This window comes from Neorhizobium puerariae, assembly GCF_042429745.1.
GTDB classification, from domain to species: domain Bacteria; phylum Pseudomonadota; class Alphaproteobacteria; order Rhizobiales; family Rhizobiaceae; genus Neorhizobium; species Neorhizobium puerariae.
The window spans coordinates 25,987-43,599 of the sequence record NZ_JBHMAA010000010.1; the positions used below are offsets into that span (position 1 = coordinate 25,987).

General features: G+C 59.1%; 17 protein-coding genes. All 17 read right to left on the reverse strand.

Going from position 1 to position 17,613, the window contains the following annotated elements:
- Window positions 1-18 precede the first annotated feature (18 nt).
- The gene (locus tag ACFFP0_RS08475) at window positions 19-552 is read right to left on the reverse strand and encodes an invasion associated locus B family protein (RefSeq protein WP_377258971.1); all 534 of its coding nucleotides are present in this window, start codon (window positions 550-552) and stop codon (window positions 19-21) included.
- Between the two features lie 145 nt (window positions 553-697).
- The gene (locus ACFFP0_RS08480; protein ID WP_377258974.1) at window positions 698-1,309 is read right to left on the reverse strand and encodes a biliverdin-producing heme oxygenase; all 612 of its coding nucleotides are present in this window, start codon (window positions 1,307-1,309) and stop codon (window positions 698-700) included.
- 25 nt (window positions 1,310-1,334) lie between these two features.
- Complete coding sequence (locus tag ACFFP0_RS08485) at window positions 1,335-2,648, reverse strand: HlyD family type I secretion periplasmic adaptor subunit (RefSeq protein ID WP_377258977.1); 1,314 nt, start codon at window positions 2,646-2,648, stop codon at window positions 1,335-1,337.
- On the reverse strand, window positions 2,635-4,470 hold the full coding sequence (locus tag ACFFP0_RS08490; RefSeq protein ID WP_377259114.1) for a type I secretion system permease/ATPase: 1,836 nt from the start codon (window positions 4,468-4,470) through the stop codon (window positions 2,635-2,637). The genes ACFFP0_RS08485 and ACFFP0_RS08490 overlap by 14 nt, the downstream gene beginning before the upstream one ends.
- 10 nt (window positions 4,471-4,480) lie before the next feature.
- A complete protein-coding gene (locus ACFFP0_RS08495; RefSeq protein ID WP_377258980.1) occupies window positions 4,481-5,227 on the reverse strand; it encodes a M10 family metallopeptidase C-terminal domain-containing protein in 747 nt (248 codons plus the stop codon).
- 78 nt (window positions 5,228-5,305) lie between these two features.
- A complete protein-coding gene (locus ACFFP0_RS08500) occupies window positions 5,306-7,930 on the reverse strand; it encodes a TonB-dependent receptor (protein WP_377258983.1) in 2,625 nt (874 codons plus the stop codon).
- A 119-nt stretch (window positions 7,931-8,049) separates the two neighbouring features.
- Window positions 8,050-9,033, reverse strand: coding sequence for a FecR family protein (locus ACFFP0_RS08505; protein WP_377258986.1), 984 nt, complete (start codon window positions 9,031-9,033; stop codon window positions 8,050-8,052).
- Window positions 9,034-9,152: 119 nt separating this feature from the next.
- A complete protein-coding gene (locus ACFFP0_RS08510; RefSeq protein ID WP_377258989.1) occupies window positions 9,153-9,662 on the reverse strand; it encodes an RNA polymerase sigma factor in 510 nt (169 codons plus the stop codon).
- A 269-nt stretch (window positions 9,663-9,931) separates the two neighbouring features.
- Entirely contained in the window at window positions 9,932-10,357 is a 426-nt protein-coding gene (locus tag ACFFP0_RS08515; protein ID WP_377258991.1) for a CopG family transcriptional regulator, read from the reverse strand.
- Window positions 10,358-10,363: 6 nt separating this feature from the next.
- Window positions 10,364-12,370, reverse strand: coding sequence for a conjugal transfer protein TraG (locus tag ACFFP0_RS08520; RefSeq protein WP_377258994.1), 2,007 nt, complete (start codon window positions 12,368-12,370; stop codon window positions 10,364-10,366).
- Between the two features lie 119 nt (window positions 12,371-12,489).
- On the reverse strand, window positions 12,490-12,789 hold the full coding sequence (locus ACFFP0_RS08525) for a type II toxin-antitoxin system RelE/ParE family toxin (RefSeq protein WP_377258997.1): 300 nt from the start codon (window positions 12,787-12,789) through the stop codon (window positions 12,490-12,492).
- A 1-nt stretch (window position 12,790) separates the two neighbouring features.
- Complete coding sequence (locus ACFFP0_RS08530; RefSeq protein WP_377259000.1) at window positions 12,791-13,045, reverse strand: type II toxin-antitoxin system ParD family antitoxin; 255 nt, start codon at window positions 13,043-13,045, stop codon at window positions 12,791-12,793.
- Between the two features lie 78 nt (window positions 13,046-13,123).
- Window positions 13,124-14,872, reverse strand: a complete 1,749-nt coding sequence (locus ACFFP0_RS08535; RefSeq protein ID WP_377259003.1) for a relaxase/mobilization nuclease domain-containing protein — start codon at window positions 14,870-14,872, stop codon at window positions 13,124-13,126.
- A gap of 209 nt (window positions 14,873-15,081) precedes the next feature.
- Entirely contained in the window at window positions 15,082-16,116 is a 1,035-nt protein-coding gene (locus ACFFP0_RS08540) for a lytic transglycosylase domain-containing protein (protein WP_377259006.1), read from the reverse strand.
- Complete coding sequence (locus ACFFP0_RS08545) at window positions 16,068-16,394, reverse strand: DUF736 domain-containing protein (RefSeq protein ID WP_377259009.1); 327 nt, start codon at window positions 16,392-16,394, stop codon at window positions 16,068-16,070. Before ACFFP0_RS08545 ends, ACFFP0_RS08540 begins: the two co-directional genes overlap by 49 nt.
- A gap of 36 nt (window positions 16,395-16,430) precedes the next feature.
- Window positions 16,431-17,003 (reverse strand): S26 family signal peptidase, encoded by a 573-nt coding sequence (locus tag ACFFP0_RS08550; protein WP_377259012.1) that lies wholly within the window; start codon window positions 17,001-17,003, stop codon window positions 16,431-16,433.
- Complete coding sequence (locus tag ACFFP0_RS08555; protein WP_377259015.1) at window positions 17,000-17,497, reverse strand: DUF2840 domain-containing protein; 498 nt, start codon at window positions 17,495-17,497, stop codon at window positions 17,000-17,002. Before ACFFP0_RS08555 ends, ACFFP0_RS08550 begins: the two co-directional genes overlap by 4 nt.
- Window positions 17,498-17,613: the final 116 nt, after the last annotated feature.

Below are 17,613 nucleotides of genomic sequence, written 5' to 3' on the forward strand. Positions count from 1 at the left end.
CCGCGATGTGACGCCCCTTCAATTCTGCTGATTGATTTCCTTCAGCCGGTCACTCGCTGCAACGAAGCCGTCGAGCGGAACGGAGAACAGAAGCTGCCGCTTGCCAGCCGCCGGATGGGCGAGAATTTTGAGACGGTGGGCCTCGCGCAATTGCTTGAGCGCCTCGGGCTGGAGGTCAAGCTTCACGATGCCGCCGGCGGGACCATTTGTCGTAAAGGGAATCCTCATGGTCAAGGGGCCGTCATCCAACTGGAGGCGGACGCCTTCAGATTGCTTGAGGCCAAAGGGCATGATCAGAACGCCGAACATCTGGTCGTCAGCAGTCCAATTCAGTTCGATCACCAGTTTTGCATAACGAAGTTGTTTCTGGCTGCGCTCGAACCGCACCATCCATAATTTCCGGCCGTTGCGTCCGTCTACGCTTCGCAGTTCCCATTCCTGAAACTGCTGGCGGTCATCTTTCATGGAAGACGGAGCAGGAAGGACGTCATTGTGCGGCAAGGCCGTGGTTGTGGCCAGTAGAGAAGACGATGCGGGAAAATGTTCTGTCATCGGGATTTCCTCCTTTTACGCTGCACACGATTCACGCTTCGCCGACAGGCCGGCAGCAAGGTTGCTTATTCGGCGAGCGGTTATTTTCCGGTCGGTGAGCGATGTTCGTCCAGACAGTCACCGTTCGAAGCTGCGAAATATGCGCTCATGCGAAAACCTCTTTTGCAATCTGGTGAACACGGCGGAACGCTGCTTCGGCACCGCCGACTGCATTTTGCTCCTGCTCCCCGGTCAGATCGATGCTGTCGAGAGCGGCGGTGAATGTTCGCCAATGCAGACCACGGCCTTCCCGAGCGCCGGCGAGGTGCCGTGCTCCGAAATCCTCATGTAGCCCAAGCTTGGCAGCATCTTTGAGAAGAAAGGCCGCGCCAAGATTCGATCCCTCGATCACATAGAGCCAGCCCAGAGCTTCGGCGATATCGATGGTCCGCTCCTTGCTGAAATGCGGCGTTGCACTGATCTGCGGAACGGAAAGGCCAAGATCGGCGAAGTCCCGTTCGATCAGTTCCAGCCTACGTCGGCCGGCGAGATCGGGCAGGAGGGCATCCAGCCGTATGTCGAAGAACAGAGCGTCGAGATCCCGATGAAAGGCATATTGCATCGTGAGGAAACGGCTATACCGCTGTTTGTCTGCGAAGGGCGCAGCGGCCATAATGCGGTTGTCGATCCGCTCATGGGCTGTCCGTGTCGCGGCCTTCAGGCGCTTCGTGCGGCTTGCCTCATTTTCCTGAAGCCTTTCGAGTTCAGCAATCGTCATTTCATTCCTTTTCGTATGCATATGGTCATTCTTCCCGGAACGCCCGGTTGATCTGGTCGGAGAGCGGTTTCACGAGGTAGGAAAGCGCGGTGCGCTCGCCGGTCTGGATCATCGCTTCGGCCGGCATGCCGGGCACCAGCGTCAGCCCGCCGAGCTTCGGCAATTCCTCTGCGGGGGTTGCGATGCGGGCAAGGTAATAATCCATCCCTGTTCGCTCGTCGGTGGTGAGATCGGCAGCGATTCTGCTGACATAACCGTTCAGCTCCGGCGTGACGCGTGTATTGAAGGCCGACATCCGCAGCACGGCTTTCTGGCCAAGGTGGATCTGGTCGATATCTTTCGGCGCGATCTGCACTTCCAGCGCCAGGTCGTCTCCTTCCGGCACGATCAGCATGATCGGATCGGCGGGCGAGACGACGCCGCCAACCGTGTGCACGGTGAGCTGATGCACGACGCCCGACTGCGGCGCGATAATATCGATGCGCTTCAGTTCGTCCTCAGCCGCCACCTTGCGCTCGACATATTCACCGATCTGCGCCTGGATTTCACGCAGTTCCTTGCCAACCTCGGTTTTCAGATCCTGGTCAACCTGAAGGATCTGCAGCTTCGTCTCGGTGATGCGGCCGGCCGCCTGCGCCTGATAGGCGATTTTCTCGCCTCGCTCGCCGCCATAGGTCGCAAGCTGCGTTTTCAGGCTGTTCAGCCTCTGATCCGATACGATCCCCTGCGCACGCAATCCGCTAAGGGCAGCGATTTCCTTCTCAAAGACCTCTATCCCACTCTGATAGGCATCCTCCTGGGCCTTGAGCCCTTCAATCTCGTGTTCATATTGGCTGATACGTTCGGCAAGCTGCGCCTTCTTGCCTTCCCGTGATTGCTTGCGGAATTCGAACAGACGCGTTTCGCTGTGGATCGCGGAGGCCACATCTGGAATGTCACGGCGCGCCAGCAGCCAGTCGGGAAAGCTGATCGCGTCGTGATCGTCGCGCTCGGCTTCCAGCCGCGCCAGCCGGGCGCCCAGTTCATCAAGCCGCTTGGTGACGATCGCGAGGTTGCTTCGCGTTTGGGTGGCGTCGAGCCGCATGACGATATCGCCGGCATTTACCGTGTCGCCTTCGCGGACAAGGATTTGTCCAACAACGCCGCCGCTCGGATGCTGGACCTTCTTGACGTAAGTATCGACGACAAAGGTGCCACTGGCGACGACAGCGCCGGCCAGATTGGTCGCTGCGGCCCAGCCACCGACGCTTGCCACGAGTACGACACTCGTCAGAAGACCAGCGATCATATGCCGGCGGATCGAACGGGAAACATCGTGAACGTTGTCAATGTCTGACATCGGGTTCCTCCGTTGTTTCATCATCTCCGGAATCGGTCTCCTGTTGTGCCGGATTGGCGACGACCCGCAACGGCGTCAGACCGAAGCCGGTGACTGGATAGCCTCTGGCCGCGGCAGGTTGCCCGGCGGGTTTGAGCACCTTGGAGAGAATTTCGCCCTTCGGTCCGAATGCTTTCTGGCGACCGCTTTCCATCATCAGCACATGGTCGACGGCGCCGATGGCGCTGGGACGATGCGCAACGACGATCACGATGCCGCCGCGTTCGCGCACCGAGGCGATGGCGCGAACGACGGCCGCCTCGCCCTCTGCGTCGAGATTAGCGTTCGGCTCATCGAGGACGACGATGAAGGGATTGCCGTAAAGTGCGCGGGCGAGACCGATGCGCTGGCGTTGCCCGGCCGAAAGCGCGGAGCCGGCCTCGCCAATCAGCGTTTCGTAGCCTTTCTCGAAACGCAGGATCAGTTCATGCGCTCCGGCAGCCTGAGCCGCTGCGACGATCTTCTCGGGATCGGGATCGTCTTCGAAGCGCGCGATGTTTTGGCTGATCGTGCCGTCGAACAGCTCGACGCCCTGCGGCAGATAGCCGACATGGCGGCCGAGCGCTTCCCTATCCCATTGGTCGAAGCTGGCACCGTCGAGTCGCACCTTGCCGGCGACCGGCGACCAGGCGCCGACAAGGACACGCGAAAGGGTCGATTTACCGGAACCGGAGGGGCCGATAACACCAAGTGCGCTACCGGCCTGCACGGCGAAACTGACGCCCAGTACAGTCGGCTTGCTTTCTCCAGGCGGAATGATGGTCAGACCTTCGGCGCGCAAGTCCCGTTTCGGTTCCGGCAGAGCCATGACCGGCATGACTTCGGGAATCTTCTCAAGAAGCGCCTTCAGGCGGCTCCAGCTCTGCCGCGCCATAAGGAAAGGCTTCCAGCTTCCGATAGCGAGATCCACAGGGGCGAGCGCGCGGCCCATCATGATCGAGCTGGCGATCATCACGCCGGCGGTCACTTCCTGTTCGATGACGAGATACGCACCGACGCCGAGGATGACCGATTGAAGCATCATGCGCAGCGCCTTGGAAACCGAGCCGAGACCGCCCACGACGTCTCCCGCCTTACGGTTGGCGGCGAGATAGTCGGCATTGGCCTTCTGCCAGTGGGTGGCGATCCGCCTTTCGATGCCCATGGCCGCGACAACTTCCGCATTGCGCCGCCCGGCTTCCATCAGCCCGTTGCGCGTCATGTTACTGGTAATGGTGTCGCGGATCGGCTTTTGTGACAAGGCATTGGTCAGGATCGTCAATGAAACGAGGGCGATCGCACCGACCAGTGCAGTCATGCCGATCCAGAAATGGAAAAGAAAGCAGATGGCCAGATAGAGCGGCATCCACGGCAGATCGAAAAATGCGGTCGGGCCGCTGCTGCCGAGGAAGCTGCGCACATTGTCGAGGTCGCGCAACGGTTGGAGACCGTCACCCTGCATGCGCGTGAGGAGAGGAATGCGCATCACGGCTTCATAGACGCGGCTGGAAAACCGGCCGTCGAAACGCTCACCTATGCGCAGCAATATGCGGGCGCGAATAATGTCCAGAATCGCTTGAAAGGTATAAAGCCCGGCTGCCAGCATCGCCAGCCCGACGAGCGTCGGAATGCTGCCGCTGGACAATACGCGATCATAGACCTGCAGCATGAACAGAGGAGAAGTCAGCGCGAGAACGTTGACCACGCCGCTGATCATGGCGATACCCGCCACGCTTTTCTGGAGAGGGAAGACGACCGCCGCAGCTTGGCGCTGCGACGGTGCCCGAACCTTGGAAGGGTTCATCATGGCGAGATTACGCGAAGATGAAATCGCTGGAGTCGAGCGTACCAGCGAAGCCAGTGAGGGTAATCGTGTTCGTCGTCGAGGTCGAGCTATCGACGTAAGTGATCACGTTGCCCGACACGGTGACGCTGGTATCGCTGGAGAAGTCGGAATAATCCAACCACAGGTCCACGAACTTGATTTGGTCGACCCCATCCGTGAAATCGGTGATCGTGTCGGTGCCCCAATCGCCTGTCACGCCGACGTAGTCTGCGTCGAAGACGAAGGTGTCGGCCCCCGTTCCGCCGGTCAGCGTATCGTTTCCGGAGAAACTGTAGAGCGTATCGGCTGCACCGTTGTTGCCCTCCTGCGTGGTGCCCTGCTCGCTGAGGTAGGTCCACAGATAGGAAAGGTTGGCCTGAGTTGACAGGTAATAGATCGCATAGGTGAATGCGGTCGTTGCGGTCGCGCCGCTCAGGTCAAGTGTCAGGACCTCACTGAGGTCGTAACCAGCACTGGCGCTGCCGGAAAGGTTTGATCCAAATTCCAGGCTGCTGAGCGTGCCTGAGAAGCCGCCCGGAGGAGCATAGGTGAAACTTCCGTTCAGGATCACACCGCTTTCGGCGGAGTTGGTCAGGTCGCCTGCTGCCCACTGCGTATAGGGGCTCGACGAGTTGAAGAAGCCGTTTCCACGATACTCGTAGGCGCTGAGCCACGTCGTCGTCAGGTAGCTGACCCAATCGGTGACGCCGGCCGGTACGTCGATTCCTACTGCCATTTTCGTTTCCTTCCTTGCTTCATATGTCCGCACCATTGCGGACCTCGGATCCGCAGCCTCAACGGCCACGGAAAACTGTCAGAATTTGAAATTCAGAGATGCCGTCACAGTCCGACCAGGCCCCGGATAACTGGTGGTCCCGAGTGCCGGTACGTAGGCGACATCCGTCAAATTGGTGACGGCAACACGCAACTTGGTGTTTTCGTTGAAGGCGTATGATCCGTAGAGATCGTAGAGCGTGTAATCCTCAGACACATAGCTAGCCGTGAGCAGCCCTATGTTTGGCGAGGTTCCACCGACATGGCTGATGCGCCCGCCAAGAACCAACTTCTCCTCGAACAGCCGCACGCCTGCATCAACGGTGATCTTGTTGCGAGGCGGTACAAAAATGACTGAGGGCGATACCTCATAGGCCGTCCCGTCATAGGTGTATGAGTCCCCGAAGTCGGTCTTGAGATGGGTATAGGAAATGCCAGCATACCAAGGCCCGGCATCATAATTAGCTTCCAGCTCGATACCCTTCATTCGGGTCGTGCCGTCGACGTTAACGTATGCGGTGTGCTCGCGGCCCGTTTCCGGACGGACAACAGTCCCCATCGAAATATAATTGTCGATCTGGCGATAGAAACCGACCGCCTTAAAGCGAAAACTGTCGCGCGCTGTGAAGAGACCGTTCTGGGTAATGTTGGCACCAATCTCGAAGGTGTCCCCGACCTCGGCCACAAGATCGGGGTTGGGCGCGTATTGGATAATAGTGGCGCCCGGATGCCCGCCGGTGAAGAAGGTTTCCATAATGCTTGGCGGTCGCATGCTGCGGGAATATTTTACGAAAGGCTGAAGCCAATCATACGGCTTGAAGGCAACCATCGCCGTTGGCAGGAATTCGCCTTGCGAATTGTCGACGTCGAGAACCGTTTCGGGATAGGTAGTGACCAGTTGATCTATCCAGCCTTCGCTGACGCAACGCCCGAAACGGTATCTTATGCATCCCCAGACTGGCTGATTGACGTTCTCCAGGCCAAAGACTGACGTATTGCCGTGTAGCTTGTAGTAGTCGTAACGAAGACCGCCTGAAACGACGAGCCAGTCCTCATGTTCCAGCGTTGCATTCGCAAAGGCGCTGTAGACGTCGCGATTTCCTGAAGGGGTCGCGCCGGTGAAGGATGCAGTCAGATCGGTTCCGTCACTGGCATAAAATGTATCCGCTTCAGTCTTTCCCCGGTCCCAAAATGCTTCGACGCCATAATTCAATGACAGAGCGCCAAGAGCCATGTCGACTGTGCTTGTATTGTCGAGGCTGACGCCCACCGTGCCGAGACTGTAGTCTACCGGCCAATCCAGATAGTTCGTAACCGTCGAAGCACCGCGAACCTCCTTGTTCCGGGTATGGTTGTACCAGAGCCGCGCGTTCAGATTGATCAGGTCGCTGTCGGGATCCCAGTTGAGATTGGCAGTGATGGTGTTGTTGAGAACGTCTTGCGTGTTCTTCGTGATAACCAGACCATCGGTATCGTAGGAACCGTGAGAAAATTCGGAATCGTTCCGAATCCAGGCAAGCGATCCTTTGAGGTCGTCCGTGAATTCGGCTTCCGCCTTGAGGATGGTCGCCAGCACTTCCTGGCCAGTGGAAAGCACCGATCCATTATCCACAGTCAGATCGTTGAGAGTGAGTTCACCGTTCTTGCCGATTTCATATTCACCGACTTTCTTATGGGCTACGCCGCCCAGTATCGAGAAACTGTCCGAAAGCCTGAAAGCAGCGATGCCAGAACCGTCAAAGGTGAACTCATTCGTGCCCGTCCCGGCATTGAGTTCTACCCCCCATTTTTTGTCACCGGTGATGATGTCATCGGCTTCGACAGTGCGGAAATTGACAGAGCCGCCGAGTGCACCGGCGCCGCCAACGCCTGACGTGCCGCTCTTTTCGACATCGATCTCGCGGATGAAAGCAGTATCGACATAGGTGCGCTGCGTGGCGCCGTGACCGCTGCGCTGAAAATTTTGTCTCGCGCCGTCGATCATGGTAACGACACGGTTCTGGTCCTGAAGGCCGCGAATGTTGACGGCTATGCCGGGGTTCTGGGCTTCGGAGCGGTTGGCGTAGACGCCTGCCACGTTGTCCAGCAGGTCGCGCGTGTTCCGAACAGGTGCATTCTGGATTGCCTGCCGCGAGATTACGCTGACGCTGGAAGGTTCCTGATAGACCCAATCCGGCGTTCCCTGGAACCCCGACCCCGAAGCGGCCTTCCGTCCGGCGGTGATGATGATGGGATCGAGTGTTGTTGCGTCTTCGCCCGTCACGCCGCTGGCCGATTGCGCTACACCGCCGATGACTGCTGAATCGCTGCTGATGAACCGGTAAGATACACCAGTACCGCTGAGCATACGTCTGAGGGCTTCCTGCGGCGTAAACTGACCGGTAACAGCATTCGTCCTGATTGCCGGCGATATGGTTCCGGAAGCTTGCGACACCTGCACGCCGGACTGGCGATTGAATTCAGAAATACCGTCACGAAGCGGCTGCGCCAATATGTTGAATGTACGAACACCATCCCGGCTTACGGATTGTTCCGTGGGTGTTGTCTGAGCAACGACGTGGGTGGTTGCACCCACAAACGGGAAGACGCTGGTGCTCAATAAAAGAAATGCTGCCTGCCCTTTCCCCTGCTTGTCCTTTTTTCTTTTAACTGCCCTGCATGTCATAATACGCGGTGTCCCTTTTGCGGCACCACCCTCTAGGTGCCTTCAATAGTGTAAACACGCGTCAGAAGCGGATTTTTCAGGCTGGCTGGAAAAAAGTTGACAATTTCAGAAAAGATTCTTCAAAAGCCGGTTACGATGCGAGCCAGACCAGACAATTTACGTACGTGACCCCCGTGCGGGGCGACCAATGCGACGAGTGCCTTGTCCGGATCTGCGAGGTTGAACACGCCAGAGACCTTTCGCTCAGCCAGTCCCGTATCCGGAACTGCAATCCAGGAGGGGTGATAACGTCGGATCTGCTCGATAGTCGAGCCAATCGTCGCATCCACGACGATCAGCCTGCCATTGCGCCACGCCCCGATGTCGGCCAACGACAACTTCTCCCGGGTCAACGTGCCGTCGTTTCGATTCACTGTCACCAGATCGCCGGGAGAAAGTCTCTCGTTGATCTCTTTGCCGGCCACGGAGCCGCTGGCCTGGACGGAACCGCGCTCAAGGCCAATGTCTGTGCCTTCTTCGCTCACGCGTACATCAAAGGCGGTGCCAAGAACCTCGACATCAAGGTCGCGCGATACGACGTGAAATGGCCGCGATGCATCGTGGACCACATCAAAAAAGGCCTCGCCTTCGAGCAGGCGCACACTTCTGGAGCCAAACGAGAAATCGGATGCGATTGCGCTCGCGGGTCCGAGGGTGACGGTGCTGCCGTCTTCCAGGACAATGTTCTGGGTCTCGGCCACGTCAGTTTGATAGTCCGCCTCATAACGGAGCAAGAGTGAAGGCAGGGTCACGTATGCCAGACAGAAGACCATCGCTATTCCAGCAGCCGCCGCGAACACACGCCGAGGCCGAAGGAAACGCCCCCTGGATCTGCGCTGTGCAGGAACGTTGCTACGCTCATAGAAAGCCGTCGCTGTGCCCATTGACGACCACATGCGACAGGCTTTCTCCCAAGTGCGACCATGTTCGGCGGACTGGTAGAGCCAGGTTTCGAATTCTTTCCGCAGACCTGGGGTTTCCACCGCTTCATTCAGGCGGATCAACCAGTCAAACGCCTCTTGTTTGAGGGCGCGTGCCTCGTCTTCAAGATGGTCAGACGTCATCGGAGGAGCACTTCCGTTCCCTTGTTGGCTGAAGGCATTTTTGAAGCCCTCTAATGTAGAAAACACCTGAGGCGGGAGGATTTTTCACCGATCTCACCGTTAAGCCGAAAAATCTCTCTTTACTCATCAAAACCCATTCTTTCCCAGATGATCTCCATGCCTTCCTTCAGCAGTCGGTGCGCTGTTGCGATTGAAGTGCCAAGGCGTGCGGCTATTTCGTGAAGGGTAGCACCATCGAAACGATAGAGTTCGACCGCCATGCGGATCTTCGGAGGGAGTTCGCTGATGGCCTGAGCGGCCATCTTCGCCTGATCGACGATCATCACCTGCAACTCAGGTGATTCAGTCGTCTGATACCTCGCCCACCACGGATAGTCTTGCTGATCGGTCTTTCGGTGGACGATGAGGTGACGGCGGCGATTATGCGAAAGGTTCCGGACTATTGTGAACAGAAACGCTTTGGTGATTTGATAGTCGCGGTCCTGCCGGGCAAGGCAGAGTGTAAAAGCTTCCTGTACGATGTCCTCGGCAACGTCACGGCTGCCCGCTAGTCTGGCGGCATAGTCGATCAGCGACTTTCGCTGATCGACATACAGAGATTGCCAATCCTCATATTGTTGATGATCCATGAAACGGCCAACTGATACGCCGCATCACCATCTTGCAAATTTCATTCCTGATGGCGGAAACGACGGAATTGAATTTGAGGACAACGTACGACATTAAATTAAAGTGGATTATTTTTATCATGTTTATAACTAGAAATCATCTTGTTTCAATGGCTTCTTTTTTGGGACGTCGCATCGGCACACCAGCGATACCGGCCAGCACGCTCTCAATGCCGATGCCAAAATGGCCCGTGGCAACGAACCCGACTTGACGTGAATTCGTTCACTTTTCAATCTGAACTTTTCTCGATAGCTTCACCCCGATCTTCAGACACCTCTCGTAAGAAGGAGTTGCCCTTGGCAACACGCCGACCGAGCGCCTCGACAAAGCCTTCGTAACGCTCCAGCCCCTTGGCCCGGGCGGCTGCCTGCGAGGCCTCTGGAAGCGCCGGCGTGGAGAACAGCCAGAAGCGAACAAAAAGCGCCATCGTCTCAACGGAAATTCCAATGTCGCGCTCGCAACGTTGTAGCTGGCGGGTCAGCCGATCGAGGCGGCGGGTGATGGCCGCCTCCTGCCGCTCCGCCGTGTCAGGTGACAGGAAGGATGCTATAGCTGCCTCGGCGACGACCGATTTCGAAACCTTGTGCCGATCAGCGTAGGCAATCACGGCGCGGAGGAGATCAGGTTCCAGGTATATGGAAAGCTGTTCTTTCATGGCGTTTTACAACTCCAGTCCATCGTTCGGATCGAGCGAAACCTGACGCGCCACGCCGAGCATCTGACGACGCAATGCGCGGGCACGTATTCCCTCGTCGTCGGGATCGTCCTCCGGCAGTTCAAATTCATTGGCCGGCTCCTTGGACCGAGCGGTGTCGACGTCCTCATGCTCCGGCAATTCCGGCTCCTTGCGAATGCCAGAATTGGCCGTGTCGCTCTCATCCAGTGAAGCCAACAGCGCCGCACCGTCGGACGGCACAGGCGGTTCGGGTGGCGCAGCAGCCACACGCCCGGCCCAATCATCGGAACCGCTACCGGCTCGCCGGGCTGGAGAAACCGCGGGCGGTGGAAGGATGCGCTCCGACAGCCTCTTGTCCTCGAAATACCGCGCTTTTTTCGCCCTGATCGGAAACAGGCCGGACACGAGCACGATTTCGTCGGTCGGCGGAAGCTGCATGACTTCTCCCGGTGTCAGAAGCGCGCGGGCCGTCTCCTGCCGTGACACCATCAGATGCCCCAGCCAGGGCGAAAGCCGGTGGCCGGCATAGTTCTTCATGGCCCGCATTTCGGTAGCGGTGCCGAGAGCGTCGCTCAGCCGTTTGGCCGTCCGCTCGTCATTCGTGGAGAAGGCGACGCGGATGTGGCAATTGTCGAGAATGCTGTTGTTCGCCCCATATGCCTTTTCCACTTGATTGAGGCTCTGGGTGATGAGGAATGCGCGGATTCCATAGCCTGCCATGAAGGCGAGAGCAGATTCGAAGAAGTCCAGCCGCCCCAAGGCGGGAAACTCGTCGAGCATCATCAATATGCGATGGCGGCGATCCTTCGCATGCAGGTCTTCCGTCAATCTGCGCCCGATCTGGTTGAGCACCAGACGGATGAGCGGCTTGGTTCGGCTGATATCGGATGGCGGCACGACGAGGTAGAGCGTGACCGGTTTGTCGGATGAGACAAGATCGGCAATGCGCCAGTCGCAGCGGGAGGTGACTTTCGCCGCGACAGGATCACGGTAAAGCCCGAGGAACGACATGGCTGTGGAGAGCACGCCGCTCCTTTCGTTCTCGCTCTTGTTCAGCAGTTCGCGCGCCGCCGAGGCGACAACCGGGTGCGGGCCGGCCGCGCCAAGATGGTTGGTCAGCATCATCGCCCGCAAGGTGGATTCGATCGGCCGCTTCGGGTCGGAGAGGAAGGATGCGACACCGGCCAAGGTCTTGTCCTGCTCCGCATAAAGAACATGCAGGATCGCGCCGACCAGCAGCGAATGAGAGGTCTTTTCCCAATGTGAGCGGCGCTCAAGCATGCCTTCGGGATCAACGAGAATATCGGCGATGTTCTGGACGTCGCGAACTTCCGCATCACCCCGGCGCACCTCCAGCAGGGGGTTATAGGCTGCGGAATCGGGATTGGTGGGATCGAACAGCAGGACGCGGCCGAAGCGGGAACGCCAGCCGGCCGTCAGTTCCCAATTCTCGCCCTTGATGTCGTGAACGATGCAGCTTCCCGGCCATGTCAGCAGCGTCGGCACGACAAGGCCAACCCCTTTGCCGGATCGCGTCGGGGCAAAACAAAGTATGTGCTCGACACCGCCATGACGGAGATATTCGCCGCTATAGCGGCCGAGTACCACGCCATCCGGACCGAGCAAGCCAGCGTCGCGGATTTCCTGTTCGCTCGCCCATCTGGCCGAACCGTAGGTGGCGAGATTCTTGGCCTCTCGCGCCCGCCATACGGACATGCTGATGGCAACGACAATGGCCATGAAACCGCCGGACGCCGCGATGATCCCGCCCGTCATGAAGACGTCCGGCGCATAGGCGTCATAGAAGAACCACCACCAGATAATCGCCGGTGGTGGATAGACCGGCATACCGTTGATCTCGAACCAAGGCTCACCCAGTTGGGGTTGAAAGCCAAGCTGCCACGCGGTCCATTGCGTCGCGCTCCAGATGGAGGCGAGCACAATGAACAGGACGGTCAGGATTGGACCCCAAAGGATCTTGGTAGCAGACAAGGTTTCTCCCGCGAACATTGGCGGGAGAAATAGAGGATGCACGGTGGGCTAGATTTCAAGAAGCTTTTATCGCTCTTCGCGCTCCGACCTACAAAGACAGGCGATTTTCGCTGGCGGGGTTAAAGCTCAATCCAGTCCAGATGCCGCGCGCCGTGCAAGATTCGCTCGATCACCACAATGCCCGGTTCGCGTTCGGCGTAGAAAATCAGGTAACGCCCATGAACGGCAACACGCACGCCCTGGCCATATTCCTCACGTAAGCGATAGATTTCCGGATATCGGCAATCGTCTTGCAATGAGCACGCAACTCCGCCGTGAAATGACAATGCACGCGCCGGATTATCGGCAGCGATGTAAAGAGCGATTTCGGTTAGATCCTGCTCGGCAAGGGCTGCAAAATGAAGGGAACGGGATACCACGTCAGCCGGCCATGCCCTTCATGCGGGCCTCCAGCGCATCGAATACCTTGTCCGCCGGAATTGTCTTACCACCGGCACGGCTTTCCTCGATGGAACGTCGAATTTCCTCGACACGTAATTGCCGTTCTTCCGCCTGTTCCTCCAGCAGCCGCAATCCGGCACGAATAACCTCGCTGGCGTTGTTGAAACGGCCGGTCTGGAGCTGCGTATCCACGAATTTGTCGAAGTGATCTCCGAGCGTGAAACTACGAGCCATGAAACCCTCCTGTATGATCTGATCGTACCTAATAATATCACATCCCACTTGGCATCGGCCAGCCCATATGTTCCCGGTTCACAAACCGATCCCCCTCTTGCGCCCGAAGGACCAATCAACACCGCCACCATTTTGGGCAATGCCGTTGACCTGACGGCCCAAATGCGGTTCGACCGAAGGTGTCCACGGTACGAGCTGGAAACCCAAGCCATCATCGATCATGGCAAAGCGGCCGGAGGCCAGCGTCACACGTTGCCGGTAGATGCCCGAAACATGCTCGCCCGCCTCGGTCCTCTGCCATGACAGGCCGGTATCGGCGGAAAGGTTTCCGGCGACACGTTCGAGTTCTTTCCGGCTTAAGGTCGCAAGAAGTTTGCGCCGGAAGGTAACACCTTCATCGTCACGGCTGGCCAGCCCCTCCTCAACGAGACGTTCGGCGCGAGTCTCCAGCGCGGCCTTGACCTCGCCCCCGAAACCACCGTCAGCCAGTTCGGTGGCGGCATTGCCGACAAGTTGGCGATCAAGCCACGTTGCACCATCGGCATGTATCTGGCTTTCTATCGGCAAGTCGGAGCGAACGGCCAGCACCATGCGACAGCGGCCGCTGCGGTCCTCATAGGAGCGCAGTTCGACAATGGAACCGGGGGCGCTGTCACCAGCCGCGTCGAGATCGGGCAAGCGGACATGATGAGTGCGGCCGTCAACGCCGTCGATCACGGCATAGGCAGAACCGGAAAGCTCATCATCCAGCCCACGCGCAACCAGCCGGCCGATAATCTTTTCGATCCCCTCCCCGGCCAGAGAATAGTCTGCCGCCGCCCGTTCGATCCCGCTTTCGGTCAATCCGCGGTGGATGCGCTTGATGACGTCGCCGCGCTCGCCCAGCTCGCGCAAGGCCGCTTCCGCCTTATCATCGATGATCCATTGCCCCTCGCCGGCCGGATGGGCAAGGCCGAGCTTTTCCAACTTGCGGAGACGGCCAACCTTCAGCGTATGATACTCATCCGGCCGGTGGTCGGGATCGGGTCGCAAATCTATGACACCGTTCTCCAGAACTCCTTGCCGGACAAGCGCCCGGTCGAGCTGCGTCCAGCGTTCAGTGTCGATCTGCCGTTCCATGGTGCGGCGAATGTCAAGATCGGTGCGCGGGCCAAGTTCCTGGGTGAGAATATCCCGAGCGCGGCTGCGCATGCCTTCACGAATATAGTCGCGGTCGATAACCAGATTTTCTCCATCGTCGGCCACGCCGCATACGAGGATATGTAGGTGGGGATGCTCGGTGTTCCAATGATCGACGCCAACCCAATCGAGCCTGGTGCCAAGATCACGCTCCATGTCCGTCATTAGATCGCGGGCAAAGGTCTTGAGGTCTCCCAGCTCTATCGCATCATCGGGAGAGACGATGAAGCGGAAATGATGCCGGTCATCGCCGCAACGCTCGGCGAAGTCGCGGCCATTCGCATCGTCATGATCGGCATCGAACAGCCGACCGGCCTCACCGTCCTTGCTAACGCCCTCACGGCGAAGATAGGCGACGTGACCAGCCAGGGAGCGGACGCCTTTCGTATTGCGCACAACGCGGGCCTTGATGACGACGCCACGAGAACGATTGTTGAGAAAACGGTTGGCGGCCAAGGTCGCTGCCCTGCCCCGGCCCACACTTCGGCGCGGGCCGTCGGATGTGGATGTCGTGGTCGAACGTCGCGGTGACGGTCCTCCGGCGCGATGGGATGCCGCGAGCACCTGTGCGATGAAAGGTTTGGCCCGCTGGCTGCTGCGAGAGCGTATACGCCCCGGACGTACCCGAAAATCATCATCCTTGGCCATTTACATCCTCAAACCCTGCAAGAATTGCGTAAAAACAGATAGTTGCGAGATGCAGAAGGGTGCCAAGCGGACAACACCCTGCAAGTGGGGAAATAAGCAATTGAAAACATGAGAAAATCCACCACCCAACCGCCAGCACCCTGCCGCCTTTATCCTGCCTTCCCTTCCCCGCTAACCTATCTGCCTCGCCATGCCCTGAATGGCAAAATTCATGGTCGTGCCTCCTGCCCTTCTGACCCGCGCACGAACAGGCCATCGGACGGCGGTGCGAGCGCCGACAAGTCGGTGATCGTGCCGGTATTGGACGATCGGCCGGACGGAGGATCGTCGGCGATTTCGACAGTCGCACGAGCAACGAAGAGCGGCGCGACGGACCATTCGGAGCGCGCCGGACGATCTGCCGTGCGGTACGCAACGGCGGCGTCCGCGTCGATCTGCGGTACGATCTTCGCCATGTAGGCGACAGTTTCGGCGGGCAGAGGATCGCCGGTGACAAGATGATTTTTGTAGCGGCCGGGACCGGCATTGTAGGCGGCGAGAAAACCAGGGGAACCATAGAGATCGTGCAATTCCGCGAGATAGGCGCTGCCCGCCAAAATATTGTCGCGGGGATCATAAGGATCGTCACCAAGACCATACCTGGCGCGCAGTTCCGCCCAAGTGGCGGGCATGATCTGCATCAGGCCTATCGCGCCTTTGGGCGAGATGGCGTGTGGATCATGATCGCTTTCGGTCTGCATGACAGCACGTATCCAGCGTTCGGGAATGGCGAAACGCTTCGCCGCTTCCGTGATATGATCGGCCCACGGTTCGGACGATGTGGCGGCGGTCTCTGTGCGTGCCGACGACAACGAATCGGCCATTGCCGCGCATGGCAGCGTGACGATCATGGTGCCTGCGATCAGCAGCGCCATGATCGCAGCAACGGCGGCGCATAGTCCGCCGTCCCGATTGCCCATCAGCCTGCCATCGTGCTCACTCTGGTCAAGGGCAAGGCTTCGCCGCCGGCCAACATTTTCCGGACGGGCATCGTCGCGAGACGTGTCCGTTCTCCGGAAAACAGGCCGTCGCCCTTGACCGCCGCTGCGCGCGACGGCCGCCCGGTGGGCGATCGGGTCGAGGGGAGTGATCGGCGCTTGATCGATCAAAGGGAGTGAGCCTGACAGTCGATAGGAACGAAGGCAGCGCATGAGGGTCATGCCTGTTCGTCGCGCCGCGTCTTGCGCGTCCAGTGAAGATTCCATGTGTCCTTTTTCGTGTCGGACTCGAACATGCGGGCGCGGATCGGTTCGATGAAGGAAGGATCGTCGATGGTGACGGAGAGATACGCGCCGGCGCGCTCGCCGGTTCGGTCCCATGCCGCGCCGACTTCGAGGCCATCGGCGAAGATGCGATGGTTCGGTGCGTTCTCGGCGTCCGTCTCATCGATGGGAAGAATGGTCACTTCGGCGTCGAGGGTGAGCGTGCGGATGCGGCCGAAAAAGCCGTCGTTGTTGCGAGTGAAGGTGCCTATCTGGGCCATAGCGGTAAACCTCATTCGGTTGGAGAAGCGAGCCGTTCACGGCTCGTCGGAAACCGGCTCGCGGAAGCTGTCCGCGACCGGATCTGGATCGTCGGCGGTCCAGACGGGGACCGCCCGGCCGACAACGGTTGCGAGGGGAAGCGGTCCGAAATACCGGCCGTCAAAGCTGTCGGGCGCGTCCCAGTTCATCAAGAAGGCTTCGCCGGCGCGAAGCGTCCGGCAGCCCTGCCAGATGGGCAGCGGACGGCCCTGGCTGTCGCGCTCGCGGGCCTGTCCGTAGGTCATGCCGTAGACGGTGATCTGCGCTCCGTCGCGGCAGACTTCGGTTCCAGCAAGCGCCAGTACGCGCTTGAGGAGCGGCAGACCTTTCGGCAGATAGCCGCGCTCGTCGAGAAAGCCGGCCAGATCGTCGGGCGGCATGACCACGGCCAGATCGGTGACGTCGAGCTGGTCGCCCTCTGACACATTGAGCGACACGATCCGGTAGAGGCCGACCGGCACGCTGGCCGATGCGTTCCAGATCAGTTTCTTGTCCGGGTCGATGAAGATGGAAGCCGTGGTGGCGAGCACGGAGAAATACGTCACCATCACCCATGCGAAGCGCGTCATGGCCTGTCTCCCTGTGGTGCGGAAATCTCGCGGCGCATCAGCCAGGCGCGGTGCTGCTGGCGGGTGTAGGTGCCGAACGGCTCGTTGACGATGAGACGGTTGTGGATGTGCCGCCAGTGATCCGGCGCGACGTCGGCCGGATCGATGCCGAGCGCCTCGACGCGATCGACCGCATTCAGCACCGCCTCGACCTTTGGCCAGCCGTGGATGCGCAGCAGGATTTCGCCGCCGGGATTGACCAGCGGCACGGTCTGGTAGCTCTCACCGGATGCGACAGCGCGCAGAATGTCGATGCGGGAAACGACCGTGCCGTAATCGTTCGCGGCCCATCTGACGAAGGCGAAGATCGCGCCGGGATCGAAGCCGACGACGCAACGATGGCGGTCGATGTGCTGCGCTTCTGCGATCCGGCCGAAGTGTATGCGCTGCTCGATGCGTTTCTCGCGCCATGTCAGATGGACCAGCGTGCGAGGAGAGGAAGTGCCGCCCTTCATCGAGCTACCCTCCCGGCAACAAGCGCCGCAAGTGTCCCCCTCGTGTTGCCTTCACTCGGAAGCCGGACGGAAGGCCGTTCCACGATTAAAGGAACCCGGATCCACGAATTTGGGAT